This window comes from Streptomyces sp. NPDC030820 (assembly GCF_055572075.1).
The window spans coordinates 109,213-126,066 of record NZ_JBVIEB010000011.1; the positions used below are offsets into that span (position 1 = coordinate 109,213).

13 protein-coding genes and 1 riboswitch are annotated in these 16,854 nt (G+C 71.4%); of the genes, 7 read left to right on the top strand and 6 right to left on the bottom strand.

What is annotated here, in order from left to right; genetic code table 11:
* Positions 1-18: 18 nt before the first annotated feature.
* Positions 19-711 (bottom strand): response regulator, encoded by a 693-nt coding sequence (locus ACZ418_RS28775; RefSeq protein WP_468368567.1) that lies wholly within the window; start codon positions 709-711, stop codon positions 19-21.
* A gap of 158 nt (positions 712-869) precedes the next feature.
* Between ACZ418_RS28775 and ACZ418_RS28780 the strand changes: the two genes are divergently transcribed.
* The 3 genes from ACZ418_RS28780 to ACZ418_RS28790 all read left to right on the top strand — a co-directional run bounded on the left by ACZ418_RS28780 (position 870) and on the right by ACZ418_RS28790 (position 3,733).
* The gene (locus ACZ418_RS28780) at positions 870-1,685 is read left to right on the top strand and encodes an ABC transporter ATP-binding protein (protein ID WP_468368570.1); all 816 of its coding nucleotides are present in this window, start codon (positions 870-872) and stop codon (positions 1,683-1,685) included.
* A complete protein-coding gene (locus ACZ418_RS28785; protein ID WP_468368573.1) occupies positions 1,675-2,553 on the top strand; it encodes an ABC transporter permease in 879 nt (292 codons plus the stop codon). The genes ACZ418_RS28780 and ACZ418_RS28785 overlap by 11 nt, the downstream gene beginning before the upstream one ends.
* 121 nt (positions 2,554-2,674) lie before the next feature.
* On the top strand, positions 2,675-3,733 hold the full coding sequence (locus tag ACZ418_RS28790; RefSeq protein ID WP_468368576.1) for an ABC transporter substrate-binding protein: 1,059 nt from the start codon (positions 2,675-2,677) through the stop codon (positions 3,731-3,733).
* A 24-nt stretch (positions 3,734-3,757) separates the two neighbouring features.
* Here the strand turns inward: ACZ418_RS28790 and ACZ418_RS28795 are convergent, their stop codons facing one another.
* The 4 genes from ACZ418_RS28795 to ACZ418_RS28810 form a co-directional block, all read right to left on the bottom strand.
* Positions 3,758-4,438, bottom strand: a complete 681-nt coding sequence (locus tag ACZ418_RS28795; RefSeq protein ID WP_468368578.1) for a response regulator — start codon at positions 4,436-4,438, stop codon at positions 3,758-3,760.
* On the bottom strand, positions 4,435-6,114 hold the full coding sequence (locus tag ACZ418_RS28800) for an ATP-binding protein (RefSeq protein ID WP_468368580.1): 1,680 nt from the start codon (positions 6,112-6,114) through the stop codon (positions 4,435-4,437). Before ACZ418_RS28800 ends, ACZ418_RS28795 begins: the two co-directional genes overlap by 4 nt.
* Before the next feature lie 102 nt (positions 6,115-6,216).
* Positions 6,217-7,158, bottom strand: a complete 942-nt coding sequence (locus ACZ418_RS28805; protein WP_468368583.1) for a sucrase ferredoxin — start codon at positions 7,156-7,158, stop codon at positions 6,217-6,219.
* A gap of 54 nt (positions 7,159-7,212) precedes the next feature.
* Positions 7,213-8,496 (bottom strand): citrate synthase, encoded by a 1,284-nt coding sequence (locus tag ACZ418_RS28810; RefSeq protein WP_468368586.1) that lies wholly within the window; start codon positions 8,494-8,496, stop codon positions 7,213-7,215.
* 112 nt (positions 8,497-8,608) lie between these two features.
* Between ACZ418_RS28810 and ACZ418_RS28815 the strand changes: the two genes are divergently transcribed.
* Positions 8,609-9,775 (top strand): citrate synthase/methylcitrate synthase, encoded by a 1,167-nt coding sequence (locus ACZ418_RS28815; protein ID WP_468368589.1) that lies wholly within the window; start codon positions 8,609-8,611, stop codon positions 9,773-9,775.
* Positions 9,776-9,841: 66 nt separating this feature from the next.
* Positions 9,842-10,930: a CobW family GTP-binding protein gene (locus ACZ418_RS28820; RefSeq protein WP_468368591.1), complete on the top strand. Its 1,089-nt coding sequence runs from the start codon at positions 9,842-9,844 to the stop codon at positions 10,928-10,930.
* Here the strand turns inward: ACZ418_RS28820 and ACZ418_RS28825 are convergent.
* Entirely contained in the window at positions 10,927-13,386 is a 2,460-nt protein-coding gene (locus ACZ418_RS28825; protein WP_468368594.1) for a DNA gyrase/topoisomerase IV subunit A, read from the bottom strand. The two genes, ACZ418_RS28820 and ACZ418_RS28825, sit on opposite strands and share 4 nt — an antisense overlap.
* Before the next feature lie 307 nt (positions 13,387-13,693).
* On the opposite strand from ACZ418_RS28825, the gene ACZ418_RS28830 reads away from it, so the two are divergent.
* A complete protein-coding gene (locus ACZ418_RS28830; protein ID WP_468368597.1) occupies positions 13,694-15,088 on the top strand; it encodes a M16 family metallopeptidase in 1,395 nt (464 codons plus the stop codon).
* Positions 15,085-16,473 (top strand): M16 family metallopeptidase, encoded by a 1,389-nt coding sequence (locus ACZ418_RS28835; RefSeq protein ID WP_468368599.1) that lies wholly within the window; start codon positions 15,085-15,087, stop codon positions 16,471-16,473. Before ACZ418_RS28830 ends, ACZ418_RS28835 begins: the two co-directional genes overlap by 4 nt.
* A gap of 212 nt (positions 16,474-16,685) precedes the next feature.
* A riboswitch (cyclic di-AMP (ydaO/yuaA leader) is annotated at positions 16,686-16,848 on the top strand.
* The last annotated feature ends 6 nt before the right edge of the window (positions 16,849-16,854 follow it).

The following is a 16,854-nucleotide window of genomic DNA, read 5'->3' on the forward strand; positions in this document are numbered from 1 at the left end:
GGCGCCTCGCACGGATCGCTACGGCGCCACCCAGGCGTACCGGTGCTCCGGCCGGCCGGTGTCGCCGTACTTCAGGAAGAGCCGGAGCCGGCCGGCCTGTTCCAGGTGGCGGAGATAGCGCTGGGCGGTGGAGCGGCTCAGACCGGTCCTGGCGGCCACCTCGTGGGCGGACAGCGGCTGGTCGGCGCGGTGCAGGACGCCGCAGATCAGATCGGTCGTGGGCTCCGAGTGGCCGCTCGGCAGGCCGGGCGCGGACGGTGCGGGAGACGTCCGCAGCGCCCCGAAGATCCGGTCGACCTGTTCCTGCCCGGTCAGGCCGCGGCCGCCCACCCGGTCCACCGTGCGACGCAGTGCGGCATAGGAGTCCAGGCGGGCGCGCAGGGCGGCGAAGGTGAAGGGTTTGACCAGGTAGTGCAGGGCGCCCAGGCGCATCGCCTGCTGCACGGTCGTCACATCGCTGGCCGCCGTGATCATGATGACGTCCGTGCCGTGGCCCTGCTCCCGCATGCGGTGCACGAGATCGAGACCCGTCTGGTCCGGCAGATAGTGGTCGAGCAGGACCAGGTCGATGGTGCCGCGTTCTACGGCGGCCAGGGCCTGGGCAGCGCTGTGCGCGCGGGCGGTCACCCGGAAGCCGGGAACCTTGCCCACGTACTTGGCGTTTATCTCAGCGACGCGGAAGTCGTCGTCCACGACCAGGACGTCAATCATCGGGCCTCTCCTTCAAGGCCGACGAGCGTTAAGCCCGTGTTTCGGCTCCGCAGTTGTAGCGCGAGCAAAAAGAGCACAACAGGCTCTTGAGAGCAAAAGAACGGCTTGCGCTCACAAGACTCCTGCTGTGGCCGGGGCCACACCTACCGTCCCGGGCCATGAGCGCACACACCAGCCCCGCCATCGAGCTGCGGGGCGCGAGCAAGACCTTCAGAACCCCGTCAGGGGGACTGCACACAGCCGTGCGCGGTCTGGACCTCACCGTCGGGCGCGGTGAGTTCGTGGCCGTGGTCGGCCCGACCGGCTGCGGCAAGTCCACCACGCTCACGCTGGTCAGCGGCCTGGAGGAGCCCACTGAGGGTGAGGTGCTGGTGGCCGGCGAGCCGGTCGGCGGCGTCGGCGACAAGGTCGGCTTCGTCTTCCAGCAGGACGCCACGTTCCCCTGGCGCACGGTCCTGTCCAACGTCATGGCCGGCCCCCGCTTCCGGGGCGTACCGAAGCCCGAGGCCAAGGAGAAGGCCCGGGAGTGGCTGGCCCGCGTCGGCCTCGCCGCCTTCGAGGACCGTTACCCGCACCAGCTCTCCGGCGGTCAGCGCAAGCGCGTGGCGCTCGCCGCCACGTTCGTCAACGACCCCGAGATCCTGCTGATGGACGAGCCGTTCTCGGCACTGGACGTGCAGACCCGGGCCCTGATGTCGGACGAGCTGCTGGAGCTGTGGGAGGGCACGGGCGCCTCCGTCGTCTTCGTCACGCACGACCTGGAGGAGTCCATCGCGCTCGCCGACAAGGTCGTCGTGATGACCGCCGGACCCGCGACCGTGAAGCAGGTCTTCGAGATCGACCTGCCCCGGCCGCGCAAGGTGGAGTCGGTGCGCCTGGAGCCGCGGTTCATCGAGATCTACCGCGAGATCTGGGAGTCCCTCGGCGAAGAGGTCCGCATCACCCGCGAGAGGGGTGCCGCCCATGTCGCCTGAGGTCATGCCCGAGGCTCAGGTCGCGCCGGCCACGACCGAGCCCGCCGACAAGACGAACCGCGCGCAGACGCGCGCCCAGGCCGCCCGCCGCCGCAAGGCTTTCGTCGCCGTTGTGCGCGTGCTGCTGCTGGTGGCCGTCCTCGGCCTGTGGGAGGGACTGTCCCGGACGAAGGTCATCGATCCGTTCAACTTCTCGATGCCGTCGAAGATCTGGGACCAGATCTGGACCTGGGTGACCCACGGAACCGCGCTCGGCTCGCTGGGCGAACAGATCTGGTACACGCTCTACGAGGCACTGCTCGGCTGGGTCATCGGTGTGGTCGCCGGTGTGCTCCTCGGTATCGCGCTCGGACGGATCAGGTTGCTCGCCGAGGTCCTTGGTCCATACATCAAGGTGCTCAACTCGATCCCCAGGATCGTCCTGGCGCCGATCTTCCTGATCTGGTTCGGGCTCGGCCCGTCCTCCAAGGTCGCCTCCGCGGTCGTGCTGGTGTTCTTCCCGGTGTTCTTCAACGCCTTCCAGGGCGCCCGGGAGGTGGACCGCAACCTAGTGGCCAACGCCCGCATCCTGGGCGCCGGCGACCGCCGCGTGACGCTCCAGGTGGTCATCCCGTCGGCCACCTCCTGGATCTTCACCAGCCTCCACGTCAGCTTCGGCTTCGCCCTCATCGGGGCCATCGTCGGCGAGTACATCGGCGCGACCAAGGGCATCGGCCTGCTCGTCGCGCAGTCGCAGAACACCTTCAACGCGGCCGGCGTCTACGCCGCGATGGTCATCCTCGCCGTCGTCGCACTCGCCGCCGAGGGGCTGCTGACCTTCGCCGAGCGCCGCATCTTCCGCTGGAAGCCCTCCGGTTCCGACAGCTGACCGGCCCTTCCCCGATCCGTCGCAGGCCCCACCCCGGCCCCCTCACCGGCCACCCCTGGGCCCTCCAGGACCAGCCCCCCACGCCTTCCCCGTACCGCCCTCTCACAAGGACGTGAACCGCATGCGCAACACCGCCAGATACGCCTCCCTGGCCGCCGCCGGCCTGCTGGCACTCTCCTCGCTCACCGCCTGTGCCAACGACGCGGCCAGCTCCACGGCCGACACCGGGAGCGACTCGGGCGGCGGCAAGGGCGAGACCGTCAAGATCATGGTCGGCGGCCTGGACAAGGTCATCTACCTGCCCGCGATGCTCACCCAGCGCCTCGGCTACTTCAAGGCGGAGGGTTTGAATGTCCAACTCCTCAGCGAGCCCGCCGGTGTCCAGGCCGAGACCGCGCTCGTCTCCGGCCAGGTGCAGGGGGCGGTCGGTTTCTACGACCACACCCTCGATCTGCAGACCAAGGGCAAGTCGGTGGAGTCGGTCGTCCAGTTCTCGCACGCGCCCGGCGAGGTCGAGGTCGTCTCGAACAAGGCGGCCGGCGACCTCACGTCGCCCAAGGACTTCAAGGGTCGGAAGCTGGGCGTGACCGGGCTCGGTTCCTCCACCGACTTCCTCACCAAGTACCTCGCGGTCAAGAACGGCGTGCAGGTCAACGAGTTCACCCCGGTCGCCGTAGGCGCCGGACCCACGTTCATCGCGGCCCTCCAGAAGGGGGCCATCGACGGCGGCATGACCACCGACCCGACCGTCGCGACGATCCTGGACAAGAAGGCGGGCAAGGTCCTGATCGACATGCGCACCCCCGAGGGCTCGCGGAAGGCGCTCGGTGGGCCGTACCCGTCGTCAAGTCTGTACATGCAGACGGACTGGGTGAACGGACACAAGGACACCGTCCAGAAGTTGGTCAACGCGTTCGTCAAGACGCTCAAGTGGATGTCCACCCACAGCGCCGACGAGATCGCCGCCAAGATGCCCGCCGACTACTCCCAAGGCAACAAGACGCTCTACGCCCAGGCCATCAAGAGCACCCTGCCGATGTTCACCGACGACGGCGTGATGCCCCAGGGCGGCCCGGAGACCGTTGAGAAGGTCCTCAAGTCGTTCAACCCGAACATCAAGAATGCAAAGGTCGACTTGAGCAAGACGTACACCACCGAGTTCGTCGACGCTGCCAAGTAAACACTGTCAAGCACAGACGTCCGCTCAGCCGCGGGTCGCCCACACGTAACGGTGTTCGGGGCGGCCCGCGTCGCCGTACTTCAGGGTCAGCCGCGCCCGTCCGGTGCGCTCCAGGAGCTTCAGATACCGCTGGGCCGTCTGCCGGCTCACCCCGGTCCGCTCGGCGACCTCCTGGGCGGACAGCGGGCCTTCGGCGTTCATCAGCGCCTGGCGCACCAGTTCGGCCGTCGTCGGGGAGTGCCCCTTGGGCAGCTCGGGCTCCGACCTCGCGGACAGGGCGCCGAAGATGCGGTCCACCTCCGCCTGTTCGGCCTCGCCGCCGCCGTCCAGTGTGCGCCGCAGCCGGGCGTACGCCTCCAGCTTGGCGCGCAGACCGGCGAAGGCGAACGGTTTCACCAGGTACTGCAGCGCCCCCTGCCGCATCGCGGCCTGGACGGTCGACACGTCCCGCGCCGCCGTCACCATGATCACATCGGCCTGGTGGCCGCGCCGGCGCATCTCGCGGACGACGGCGAGGCCGGTGTCATCGGGCAGGTAGTGGTCCATGAGGACCAGGTCCAGCCGCGGCAGCGTCTCCACCTGCCGCAGCGCCTCGGCGGCGTTGTGCGCCTCGCCGGCCACATGGAATCCCGGCACCTTTTCCACGTACGCGGCGTTGACCCGGGCGACGCGGGTGTCGTCGTCCACGACCAGGACCTCGATCATCGGGTCTCCTCCTCGGTGACGGCAGCGGGCTCGAGGGGCTTCTCGGGCACCGCGGGTTCCAGCTCCGGCTCGGTCAGCGCCTCCGGCAGGACCACGGAGAACTCCGCGCCGCCGCCGGCCGCCTCGCCCACCGTCGCGCTTCCGCCCTGTCGTTGGGCGAGCCGGCGCACCAGCGAGAGCCCGAGGCCCCGTTTGCCGTGCGCGGGCGGCTTCTTGGTGGACCAGCCCTCCGTGAATACCAACTCGCGCTGATCCGCCGGGATCCCGGGGCCCGTGTCGTGCACCCTGAGGACGACCGTACGGGCCTCGGTGCGCAACTCGACCTCCACGCGCGCGTGCAGCGTGCCGGCGACCGCGTCGAGGGCGTTGTCCACCAGGTTGCCCACCACCGTGACCAGACCGCGCGGATCGATCAGCCGGTCGGGCAGCCGGGTGTGCTCGGACACCCACAGCGCGACGCCGCGCTCGGCCGCCACGGTCGCCTTGCCGACGAGCAGCGCGGCCAGCAGGGGATCCTGGATCTTCTCGGTGACCTGCTCGGCGGTGGCCCGGTGGTCGCCGACCACCTCGCCGACGAACTCCACGGCGTCGTCGTACATCTCCAGCTCCAGCAGTCCGAGCACGGTGTGCATGCGGTTGGCGTGCTCGTGGTCCTGGGCGCGCAGGGCGTCGATCAGCCCGCGCGTGGAGTCGAGTTCGCGCCCCAGCTGCTCCAGTTCGGTGCGGTCGCGCAGGGTGGCCACGGCGCCGCCGTCGTCGGTGGGCATGCGGTTGGCGACCAGCACGCGCTGGCCTCGCACGGTGAGCAGATCGGTGCCGGTCACCCGGCCGGCCAGGACGTCCGTCGTACGGCCCGCGCCGAGCGCCTCGTCCGGGGTCCGCCCGACGGCCTCGTCGCCGATGCCGAGCAGCCGCCGCGCCTCGTCGTTGAGCAGGCGGACGCGACCGCCCCGGTCGAGGGCGACCACGCCCTCACGGATGCCGTGCAGCATCGCCTCGCGCTCTGCGAGCAGCGCCGAGATGTCGGAGAAGGCCAGGTCCCGGGTCTGCCGCTGGACCCGCCGGGAGATCAGCCAGGCGGCCAGCGCGCCCACCGCGAGAGCGCCCCCGGCGTACGCGAACAGGCCCGGGATCGCGCTGATCAGCCGTGCCCGCACGCTGTCGTAGGCGATGCCGACCGAGACCGCGCCGATGATGCGGTGGCGGGCGTCGTACAGGGGCACCTTTCCGCGGGCGGAGCGGCCCAGGGTGCCGTTGTCGATCTCCATGACCTCATGACCGGCCAGGGCCTGCTTGGGGCTGGTGGAGACGTGCCCGCCGATCTCCGAAAGGGTGGTGTGCGACCAGCGCATGCCCCGCCGGTCCATCACCACGATGTACTCCGCGTGCGTGGCCCGTCGGATCCGCTCGGCCTCCTTCTGCACCGGACCGTTCGCGGTCGGTGAGGTGGTCAGCACGCCCTCCGCGATCTGCGGATCCTGGGCCGTCGTCTGCGCGATGGCCAGCGCGCGGTGCTCCGCCTCCTGGTCCAGCTGCCTGCTCAGCGGTGCCAGGAACAGTCCGGTCGCGAGCACCGCGACTCCCGCGGCGATCGCCACCTGCATCAGCAGCACCTGCGAGAACACCCGCCGCGGCAGACCGAGGCGCAGACGGCGTGCGGGGGGAGTGGGACTCATGCCCATGACGGTACGTGGGGTGACCGGACGTGCCCCAGGGGATGTGGTGGGGATCTCTTGACCAGTTCTTGAAAGAGGCGGTCGCTGTGGGAAGGCGGTCGCTCAGCCCGCCAGCGCCGTAGGCCTGAGCTCGCGCACGGCCACGACGTCCATCCGCGCCGGCGTGCCCAGCACCGCCGCACCGCAGCTCTCCGGGCGGGGCGGCAGCGACGCCCCCTGGGCCACGGTCACCCGCCAGCGGCGGCCGTCGGCGTGTCCGACGGTGACCTCCCAGCGCGGGGCCGCACCCTCGGTCCGTACGACGCTCAGCAGCCCCGCCCGGTACTCGCCCGCCACCGAACGGACGGCCAGCTCGGCCGCTTGACCGGGCCGTTCCCAGGCGGAGCAGCCGCGACACGCCTCGACCACCACGCGCCCCTCCTGCGCGCCGTGCAGCGCCTCCTTGATGGTGTGCGCCTCGGCGCGGCCGTAGGCGTAGCCGTACGGCAGGACGAGCACGGTCGGCGAGAAGCGATGTCCACCCAGATGGGTGACCTCCCAGACGCCGCGCACCCCCGAGGCGCACAGTTCGGCGGCGAGGGGACGGCCCAGGAGAGCGCAGCAGCGGTCGCGTTTGCCGTTGGTGCACACGAGCGCGAGCGGGTCGCCACCGTACGGCTGCCCGCCGAGCGCGGCGCCGAAGGAACGGTGGTCACCCGCTCCGAGGGCGGCGAAGTCGAGGCCGAGCAGTCGGCGCGGATCCCGGGTCGTGGCGCTGTGCAGCCAGACGCGACCCGGCACGGTGTGGGCGGCGTACACCTGCCGGACGGCGGACGTGCCGGGGTCGGCATGGCGCCCGGGCCGCCGGATGAGCGCGACGCGTACGCCGGTTCCCCCGGCCGCCGCCTCCAGCGCCCGCCCCACGGCGGGGTCGAGGTGGCTCGAAGTGAGCGCCTTGGCGCCCCAGGGGCCGGGCTGTTCCAGGAGCAGCCACGTCGTCGCCGTGGCCGCGGTACCGGAAACGGGCTCGTCGAGGCTCCGGGAGACGGTCGCGCACCTACTCACAGAGGTGAGCCTAACCTGACTCTCCCGGGGGCGACTTCCGGCCGTGGTTGTGTCCTACTCCGGGCGGGTTTCGGGGGCGAGTCGTTCCGGCAGTGGTTGCGGAGGGCGCGGGCCGACGTACTGGCCCACCGGGCGCATGCGCAGCGGGCGCTCGCCGTACTCCTCCAGGGCGTGGGCGATCCAGCCCGCGGTCCGCGCGACGGCGAAGACGGTCTCGCCGGCCGTGGCGGGCATGCCGCTGGACGCCGTGAACACCGCCAGGGCCAGGTCGACGTTGGCGTGCAGCGGGGTGTGCCGGGCGGTCGTGGCGACGATGTCCCGGGCGGCGAGCAGGGCGGACTCCGCGCGCGGAACCTGCTCCAGGAGGCCGAACAGCACGCTCGCGCGCGGGTCCTCGCCGGTGTACAGCCGGTGGCCGAGCCCCGGGACCCGGCGGCCGGCGCGCAGTTCGTCGGCGATCACCGGGACCGCTGTGCCCTGGTCGAGCACGTCGAGCAGCATCCGGTGGGCGTTGCCGCTCGCGGCGCCGTGCAGGGGGCCCTCCAGGACGCCGAGCCCGGCCGAGACGGCCGCGTAGGCGTGCGCGCGGGCCGAGGCGGCGACCCGGACCGCGAGCGTGGAGGCGGCCAGGTCGTGGTCGGCGAGCAGGGCGAGGGCGGTGTCCAGGACGCGCAGGGACGCCTCGTCGGCGGGATGGCCGGTCAGCCGGCTCCAGAGGCGGTGGGCGAGCGGGCCGTCGTCCTTGTGGTCGCGCCGGACCGGCGGCAGCGCGTCGACGAGCGTGGGGATCAGGATCCGCGCGGTGTTCAGCACGGCGCCCTCGGACAGGTCGAAGCGCAGCGGGTCCTCGGCCGCTGCCGCGACGGCCGCCACGCGCAGCCGGTCGGTGGGAGAGGCGTGCTCGGACAGCGCGTTCACCGCGCGGCGCGCGACCTCGACGGTGGGGCCGGGCGCGGAGAAGGTGACGCCGGGGGTGAGCCGGCCCGTCCACAGCCACTCCGCGACTTCCTCGTAGGAGTGACGGAGCGCCAGCTCGACGGCGTCCACACCCCGGAAGTAGTACCGGTCCTGCTCGATCAGAGTGATGCGGGTCCGCACGGACAGGTCCCCGCCGGAGCCGGGAGTTCCGGCCGCCTCCCGGCGGTGGCGCCGGGCGAGGGCCTCGACCTCCTTCGCCTCGAAGGTGCTGGCACGGCCGCCGGGCTCGCGCCTGCTGCTGAGCAGGCCGCGGCTCACGTACGCGTACACCGTCTCCGGCTTCACGCCGAGCAGTTCGGCGGTCTCCTTGGTGGTCAGCCTGCGCCCGGGACGGCCGGGAGCGGGTTCGTGATCGCGCATGGGGGTCACCGTAGCCTCCTCCGCACCTGTTGATCGATGACATTGATTCAATCAATATTGACATGAAATTGGTCAAGCATGGACAGTCGGATCAAGTCCAAGAAGGAGAATCATGGCCATCAACAGGACCGCAACCCCGTTCATCGACGCACCACGCGGACTCGCCGGCGTCGTCGTCACCGAGACCGAGATCGGTGACGTCCGGGGGCGCGAGGGCTTCTACCACTACCGCCAGTACTCGGCCGTCGAACTCGCGCGCACCCGTGGCTTCGAGGACGTCTGGCACCTCCTGGTCCACGGCACGCTCCCGGACGCGGAGCGCCGCGCCGCCTTCACCACCGAGACGGCGGCGCTGCGGCGGCTGCCCGAGGAGGTCGCCTCGGCGCTGCCCGCCATCGCCGCGGCGAGCCGCGTCTCCGGCCCGCTATCCGGGCTGCGCACGGCCCTGTCCCTGCTGGGCTCGGCGCGCGGACTGCGGCCGGTGTACGACATCGACGCCGACCGGCGCCGCGCCGACACCCTGGCCGTCTGCGCGGCCGTACCCACGCTGCTCACCGCGCTGTACCGGCTCGGGCAGGGCCTCGACCCGGTCGAGCCGCGCGAGGACCTGCCGTACGCGGCCAACTACCTGTACATGCTCACGGGCGAGGAGCCCGAGCCGCGACGGGCCCGTGCGGTCGAGCAATACCTGATCTCAACCATTGATCATGGATTCAATGCATCAACCTTCACGGCCCGCGTCATCGCCTCCACCGGAGCCGACGTGGCCGCCTGCCTGACCGGGGCCGTGGGCGCCCTGTCCGGGCCGCTGCACGGAGGGGCGCCCAGCCGGGCCCTGGACACCCTGGACGCCATCGGCACCCCGGACCGGATCGACTCCTGGATCCGCGAACGGGTGCTCGCCGGCGACCGGATCATGGGCTTCGGGCACGCCATCTACCGCACGGAGGACCCCCGGTCCCGGATGCTGCGGGAGATCGCCCAGAGCTTCGGCGGTCCGCGCGTGGACTTCGCGGTGGAGGTCGAACGCCGCGTCGAGGCGATCCTCGCCGAGCTGAAGCCCGGCCGCGAACTCCACACCAACGTCGAGTTCTACGCCGGCGTGGTCATGGAACTGTGCGGACTGCCCCGTGAGATGTTCACCCCCACCTTCGCCGCGGCGCGGGTGGTGGGCTGGAGCGCCAACATCCTGGAACAGGCGGCCGACTCCAAGATCATCCGGCCGATCGCGCGGTACGTGGGGCCGACGCCGCCGGTCGCGGTGCCGGCCGCCGGCTGACGCACCCGCCCCACGGGCCCCTCCTATCCTGGACCGGCAGCCGGTCCACACGAGAGAGGTCGCCCGTTGGGGAACAGCCTGGCGAACAGCCCGGACAGCAGTCGCAGCCCGCAGCAGATCCCGGTCGTCGTGCTCGCCGGTTTCCTCGGCTCCGGCAAGACCACGCTCCTCAACCACCTCCTGCACCGCAGCGGAGGCAGCCGGATCGGGGCGATCGTCAACGACTTCGGGGCCGTCGAGATCGACGCGATGGCCGTCGCGGGCGCCCTCGGCGACTCGACCGTCTCGCTCGGCAACGGCTGCCTGTGCTGTGCCGTCGACGCGAGCGAACTCGACCGCTATCTGGAGCGGCTGGCCGACCCCGGCACCGGCATCGACGTGATCGTCATCGAGGCCAGCGGGCTCGCCGAGCCACAGGAACTCGTGCGGATGGTGCTGGCCGGCGAGCACCCGAGGGTCGTCTACGGCGGCCTGGTCGAGGTCGTGGACGCCGTCGAGTTCGACGACACGCGCGCGAAGCACCCCGAGCTCGACCGGCACCTGGCGCTCGCCGACCTCGTCGTCGTCAACAAGCTGGACCGCGCGGAAGACGCCGACCGGGTTCTGGGCCTCGTCCGCTCGCTCACCGACCGGGCCGCCGTCGTCCCGGCCACCTACGGCCGTATCGACCCCGAGTTCCTCTTCGACTGCAGGCCGAGCGAGGAGCGGATCGGGCAGCTGTCCTTCGACGACCTCCACGAGCACACCGGGGACGATGAGCACGCCGGTCATCTGCACACCGGCTACGACAGCCTGTCCTTCACCTCCGAGGTCCCCCTGGAACCCCGCCGGCTCATGCGGTTCCTGGACAGCCGGCCGGAGGGGCTGTACCGGATCAAGGGCTATGTCGACTTCGGGCCGTACGACACCCGCAACCGGTATGCCGTACACGCCGTCGGCCGGTTCCTGCGCTTCTACCCGGAGCCCTGGGCCGCTGCCGGCGATCGCCTCACCCAGCTCGTGCTGATCGGCTCCGGCATCGACGGCGAGGCCCTCGGTCAGGAGCTCAAGGGGTGCCGCAACGACGCCCCACACGCCGACGAACACGGCATGTGGGGCGTCCTGCGCTATGTCCAGGGCCCGGACGGGGCGGACCTGGAAGATCCGCCGGCCTAGAGCACCGGTCCCGCGACCACCGCCACCGTCTTCGGCAGCGACGTGCCCGAACCGTCCCGGCGCGGGTCCAGCTCCGGAAGCTCCGCCGGGGTGCCGTTCTTCTGCGCCGCGAGCGCGGGAGCCGGGCCCGCCCAGGCCAGCGACAGACAGTCCTCGCCCTTCAGGAACCGCTGGCAGCGCACACCGCCCGTGGCCCGGCCCTTGCGCGGGTACTGGTCGAACGGGGTCAGCTTGGCGGTCGTCTGCACCGAGTCGTCCAGCGTGCCGCGCGAGCCCGCGACCGTGAACACCACCGCGTCGGCCGCCGGGTCGACGGCCGTGAAGGAGATGACCTTCGCGCCCTCGGAGAGCTTGATGCCCGCCATACCGCCGGCCGGACGGCCCTGCGGGCGCACGATGGACGCCTGGAAGCGCAGCAGCTGCGCGTCGTCCGTGATGAAGACCAGGTCCTCCTCGCCGGTGCGCAGCTCCACCGCGCCGACGATCCGGTCGCCCTCCTTCAGCGTGATGACCTCCAACTCCTCCTTGTTGGAGGGGTAGTCGGGCACCACGCGCTTGACGACGCCCTGCTCGGTGCCGAGCGCCAGGCCCGGGGACGACTCGTCGAGCGTGGTCAGGCAGACCACCGTCTCGTCGTCCTCCAGGGAGACGAACTCCGCCAGCGGCGCGCCTCCGGAGAGGTTCGGCGCGGTCGCCGTCTCCGGCAGCTGGGGCAGGTCGACCACGTTGATCCGCAGCAGCCGGCCCGCCGAGGTCACCGCGCCGATCTCGCCCCGCGCGGTCGCCGGGACCGCCGAGACGATCACGTCGTGCTTGACGCGCTTCGCGCCCGCGTGCTCCGGGAACGGCTCCGCCGTCGCCGTACGGGCCAGCAGCCCCGTCGAGGACAGCAGCACCCGGCAAGGGTCGTCGGCCACCTGCAGCGGCACCGCGGCCACCGGGGCGCTCGCGGACTCCAGCAGGACCGTACGCCGGTCGGTGCCGAACTTCTTGGCCACGGCGGCCAGTTCGGCCGAGACCAGCTTGCGCAGCTCCGCGTCGGAGTCCAGGATCCGGGTCAGCTCCGCGATCTCCGCGGTGAGTTTGTCCTTCTCCGTCTCCAGCTCGATGCGGTCGTACTTGGTGAGCCGGCGCAGCGGCGTGTCGAGGATGTACTGCGTCTGGACCTCGCTCAGCGAGAAGCGCCGCATCAGGCGCTCCTTGGCCTGCGCGGAGTTCTCGCTGGACCGGATCAGCCGGATGACCTCGTCGATGTCGACCAGCGCGGTCAGCAGGCCTTCGACCAGGTGCAGCCGGTCCCGCTTCTTGCCGCGGCGGAACTCGCTGCGGCGCCGGACCACGTCGAAGCGGTGGTCGAGGTAGACCTCCAGCAGCTCCTTCAGGCCCAGGGTGAGCGGCTGGCCGTCCACCAGCGCGACGTTGTTGATGCCGAAGGACTCCTCCATCGGGGTCAGCTTGTACAGCTGCTCCAGGATCGCCTCCGGCACGAAGCCGTTCTTGACCTCGATGACCAGGCGCAGGCCGTGCTCGCGGTCGGTGAGGTCCTTGACGTCGGCGATGCCCTGGACCTTCTTGCTGTTGACCAGGTCCTTGATCTTCGCGATGACCTTCTCCGGGCCGACCGCGAAGGGCAGTTCCGTGATGACCAGGCCCTTGCGGCGGGCGGTCACCGTCTCGACCGAGACCGTCGCGCGCATCTTGAAGGTGCCGCGGCCCGTCGCGTACGCGTCCCGGATGCCGTCCAGGCCGACGATCCGGCCGCCGGTGGGCAGGTCCGGGCCCGGGACGTGCTTCATGAGCGCGTCCAGGTCCGCGTTCGGGTGCCTGATCAGGTGGCGGGCGGCCGCGATGACCTCGCGCAGGTTGTGCGGCGGCATGTTCGTCGCCATGCCGACCGCGATGCCCGAGGAGCCGTTGACCAGCAGGTTCGGGAAGGCGGCGGGCAGCGCCACCGGCTCCCGCTCCTGGCCGTCGTAGTTCGGCGCGAAGTCGACCGTGTCCTCGTCGATCGACTCGGTCATCAGGCTGGTCGCCTCGGCCTGCCGGCACTCCGTGTACCGCATGGCGGCCGGCGGGTCGTCGTTGCCCAGCGAGCCGAAGTTGCCGTGGCCGTCGACCAGCGGCACGCGCATGGAGAACGGCTGGGCCATGCGCACCAGGGCGTCGTAGATCGACGCGTCGCCGTGCGGGTGCAGCTTGCCCATGACCTCGCCGACGACACGCGCGCACTTCACATAGCCGCGGTCGGGGCGCAGGCCCATCTCGTTCATCTGGTACACGATCCGGCGGTGCACCGGCTTGAGGCCGTCACGGGCGTCCGGCAGGGCGCGCGAGTAGATGACCGAGTACGCGTACTCGAGGTAGGAGCCACGCATCTCGTCCACGACGTCGATGTCGAGGATCTTCTCCTCGTAGGAATCGTCGGGCGGCGGGGTCTTCGTGCTGCGGCGGGCCATCGCTGCCGGCTCCTTGCTACTGAAGCGTTTGATGGATCTGACGCGGACCATTGTGGACCGCGGCACTGACAACCCGGGCCATGGCCCGGTCTTCCATGGTCCGCCCGGCACCGCAAGGCACACCGGACCGGCACCGCACAGTGCCCGCCGGCCGTCCTGCGGGCACGCGAGTCGCAGGCTACGCGATCCGCTGTGGGCGTACGTCCCGCGGGAACTTCGCCGAGGCCCCGCGCGGTTTGCATACAGTGGCAGGAACGGCAGGAAAACCGCGGTTTTCACAACCGCCTCCGCTCGCGAAGGGATGTACATGCCCATGGGTCACACGACCACAGCCGAGGCAGGCTCCGGGGGCCTGACAGCGACCGAGCACCGCCTGGCCAACGGTCTGCGCGTGGTGCTCTCCGAGGACCACCTGACCCCGGTGGCGGCGGTCTGCCTCTGGTACGACGTCGGCTCCCGCCACGAAGTCAAGGGGCGCACCGGCCTGGCTCACCTTTTCGAGCACCTGATGTTCCAGGGCTCGGCGCAGGTCAAGGGCAACGGTCACTTCGAGCTGGTGCAGGGCGCCGGCGGCTCGCTCAACGGCACCACCAGCTTCGAGCGCACCAACTACTTCGAGACCATGCCCGCCCACCAGCTGGAGCTCGCCCTCTGGCTGGAGGCCGACCGCATGGGCTCGCTGCTGGCCGCCCTGGACGACGAGTCCATGGAGAACCAGCGGGACGTCGTCAAGAACGAGCGCCGCCAGCGCTACGACAACGTGCCCTACGGCACCGCCTTCGAGAAGCTGACCGCCCTGTCGTACCCGGAGGGCCACCCCTACCACCACACGCCGATCGGCTCGATGGCGGACCTGGACGCGGCCACCCTGGAGGACGCCCGCCAGTTCTTCCGCACCTACTACGCGCCGAACAACGCGGTGCTCTCCGTGGTCGGCGACATCGACCCCAAGCAGACCCTCGCCTGGATCGAGAAGTACTTCGGGTCGATCCCGTCCCACGACGGCAAGCCCGCCCCCCGCGAGGGCTCCCTGCCGGACGTGATCGGCGAGCAGAAGCGCGAGGTCGTCGTCGAGGAGGTACCGGCGCGCGCCCTGATGGCCGCCTACCGCCTGCCGCACGACGGCACGCGCGCGTGCGACGCCGCCGACCTCGCCCTGACCATCCTCGGCGGCGGCGAGTCCTCCCGCCTGTACAACCGGCTGGTCCGCCGCGACCGTACGGCCGTCGCGGCCGGCTTCGGCCTGCTGCGGCTCGCCGGCGCGCCCTCCATGGGCTGGCTGGACGTGAAGGCCTCCGGTGACGTCGAGGTGCCGGTCATCGAGACCGCCATCGACGAGGAGCTGGCCCGGTTCGCCGAGGAGGGCCCCACGCCCGAGGAGATGGAGCGCGCCCAGGCCCAGCTGGAGCGCGAGTGGCTGGACCGGCTGGGCACGGTCGCCGGCCGCGCCGACGAACTGTGCCGGTACGCCGTCCTGTTCGGCGACCCGCAGCTCGCCCTCACCGCCGTCAAGCGCGTCCTGGAGGTGACCGCGCAGGAGGTCCAGGAGGTCGCCCAGGCCCGTCTGCGCCCCGACAACCGCGCGGTCCTGGTCTATGAACCGAAGTCCCCGGAGAAGGCCCCGGACGCCGACGTTCCCGAGGACCCGGAGCAGGAAGCCACCGTAGAGGCCGGTAACGAGAACGAGGAGACGGCCAAGTGACCGAGCTCGCCACCATGGACTTCCACCCCCAGCCGCAGGCCGGCGAGGCCAAGCCCTGGGCCTTCCCGGCCCCCGAGCGCACCGCGCTCGACAACGGCCTGACCGTGCTGCGCTGCCACCGCCCCGGCCAGCAGGTCGTCGCCGTCGAGGTGCTGCTGGACGCGCCCCTGGACGCCGAGCCCGCCGGCCTGGACGGCGTCGCCACGATCATGGCGCGGGCCTTCTCCGAGGGCACCGACAAGCACTCCGCCGAGGAGTTCGCCGCCGAGCTGGAGCGCGCGGGCGCCACGCTGGACTCGCACGCCGACCACCCCGGCGTCCGGCTCAGCCTGGAGGTCCCGGCCTCGCGCCTGGCCAAGGGCCTCGGCCTGCTCGCCGACGCGCTGCGCGCGCCCGCCTTCGCCGACAGCGAGGTGGAGCGGCTGGTCCGCAACCGCCTGGACGAGATCCCGCACGAGCTGGCCAACCCCTCCCGCCGGGCCGCCAAGGAGCTCTCCAAGGAGCTGTTCCCGGCGGTCTCGCGCATGTCGCGCCCGCGCCAGGGCACCGAGGAGACCGTCGAGAAGATCGACGCCGCCGCCGTACGCGCCTTCTACGGCCGGCACGTACGCCCCGCCACGGCCACCGCGGTGGTGGTCGGCGACCTCACCGGAGTCGACCTGGACGCGCTGCTCGCCGACACCCTGGGCGCCTGGACCGGCACCCCGGGCGAGCCGCGGCCCGTGCCGCCGGTGACCGCCGACGACACCGGGCGCGTGGTCATCGTGGACCGGCCCGGCGCCGTGCAGACGCAGCTGCTCATCGGCCGCGTCGGCCCCGACCGGCACGACCGGGTGTGGCCCGCCCAGGTGCTCGGCACCTACTGCCTCGGCGGCACCCTCACCTCCCGCCTGGACCGCGTCCTGCGCGAGGAGAAGGGCTACACCTACGGTGTGCGCTCCTTCGGCCAGGTCCTCCGGTCCGCGCCGGACGGCACGGGCGCCTCGATGCTCGCCATCAGCGGCTCCGTGGACACCCCCAACACCGGCCCCGCGCTGGAGGACCTGTGGAAGGTGCTGGGCACCCTCGCGGCGGACGGCCTGACCGACGCCGAGCGGGACGTGGCCGTGCAGAACCTCGTCGGGGTGGCGCCGCTGAAGTACGAGACCGCGGCGGCCGTCGCGAGCACGCTGGCCGACCAGGTCGAGCAGCACCTGCCCGACGACTTCCAGGCGACGCTCTATCAGCAGCTCGCGGCGACGGGCACGGTGGAGGCCACGGCGGCCGTCGTGAACGCCTTCCCGGTGGACCGTCTGGTGACCGTCCTCGTCGGTGACGCCTCGCAGATCAAGGCACCGGTGGAGGCGCTCGGCATCGGTGAAGTGACAGTCGTGGCGGCCGAGTAACCGCACGCGCGCGTGGGGCCCTGTCGGTCTACGGACCGTCAGGGCCCCTGCCGTTTTCGCTCCCTTACGGGATGCCCGATTTGAGGTGGAGGTTGCCTGTCTGCCCTGTGGGATGCGCTACAAAAGCCCGGATCCGTTTGGGGTTCGAAAGCCGGCTTACGTAGCGTCACCCGGGCTGTTCGTCGTAGGCAGTGCGCCGCACCCGCGGCACCGGACAGCAATCGCCGAGTCCCCGTACGGCGCGAGCCAGGGGAGCCGGGGACCCACGCAGTCCCTGGGGTGAATCGGGCGCCCGCGCGAGCGCGAGGGGGCCCGTAGGAGACCTTCCTGCTCCGAACCCGTCAGCTAACCCGGTAGGCGAGAGGGAAGGAAAGGACCAGC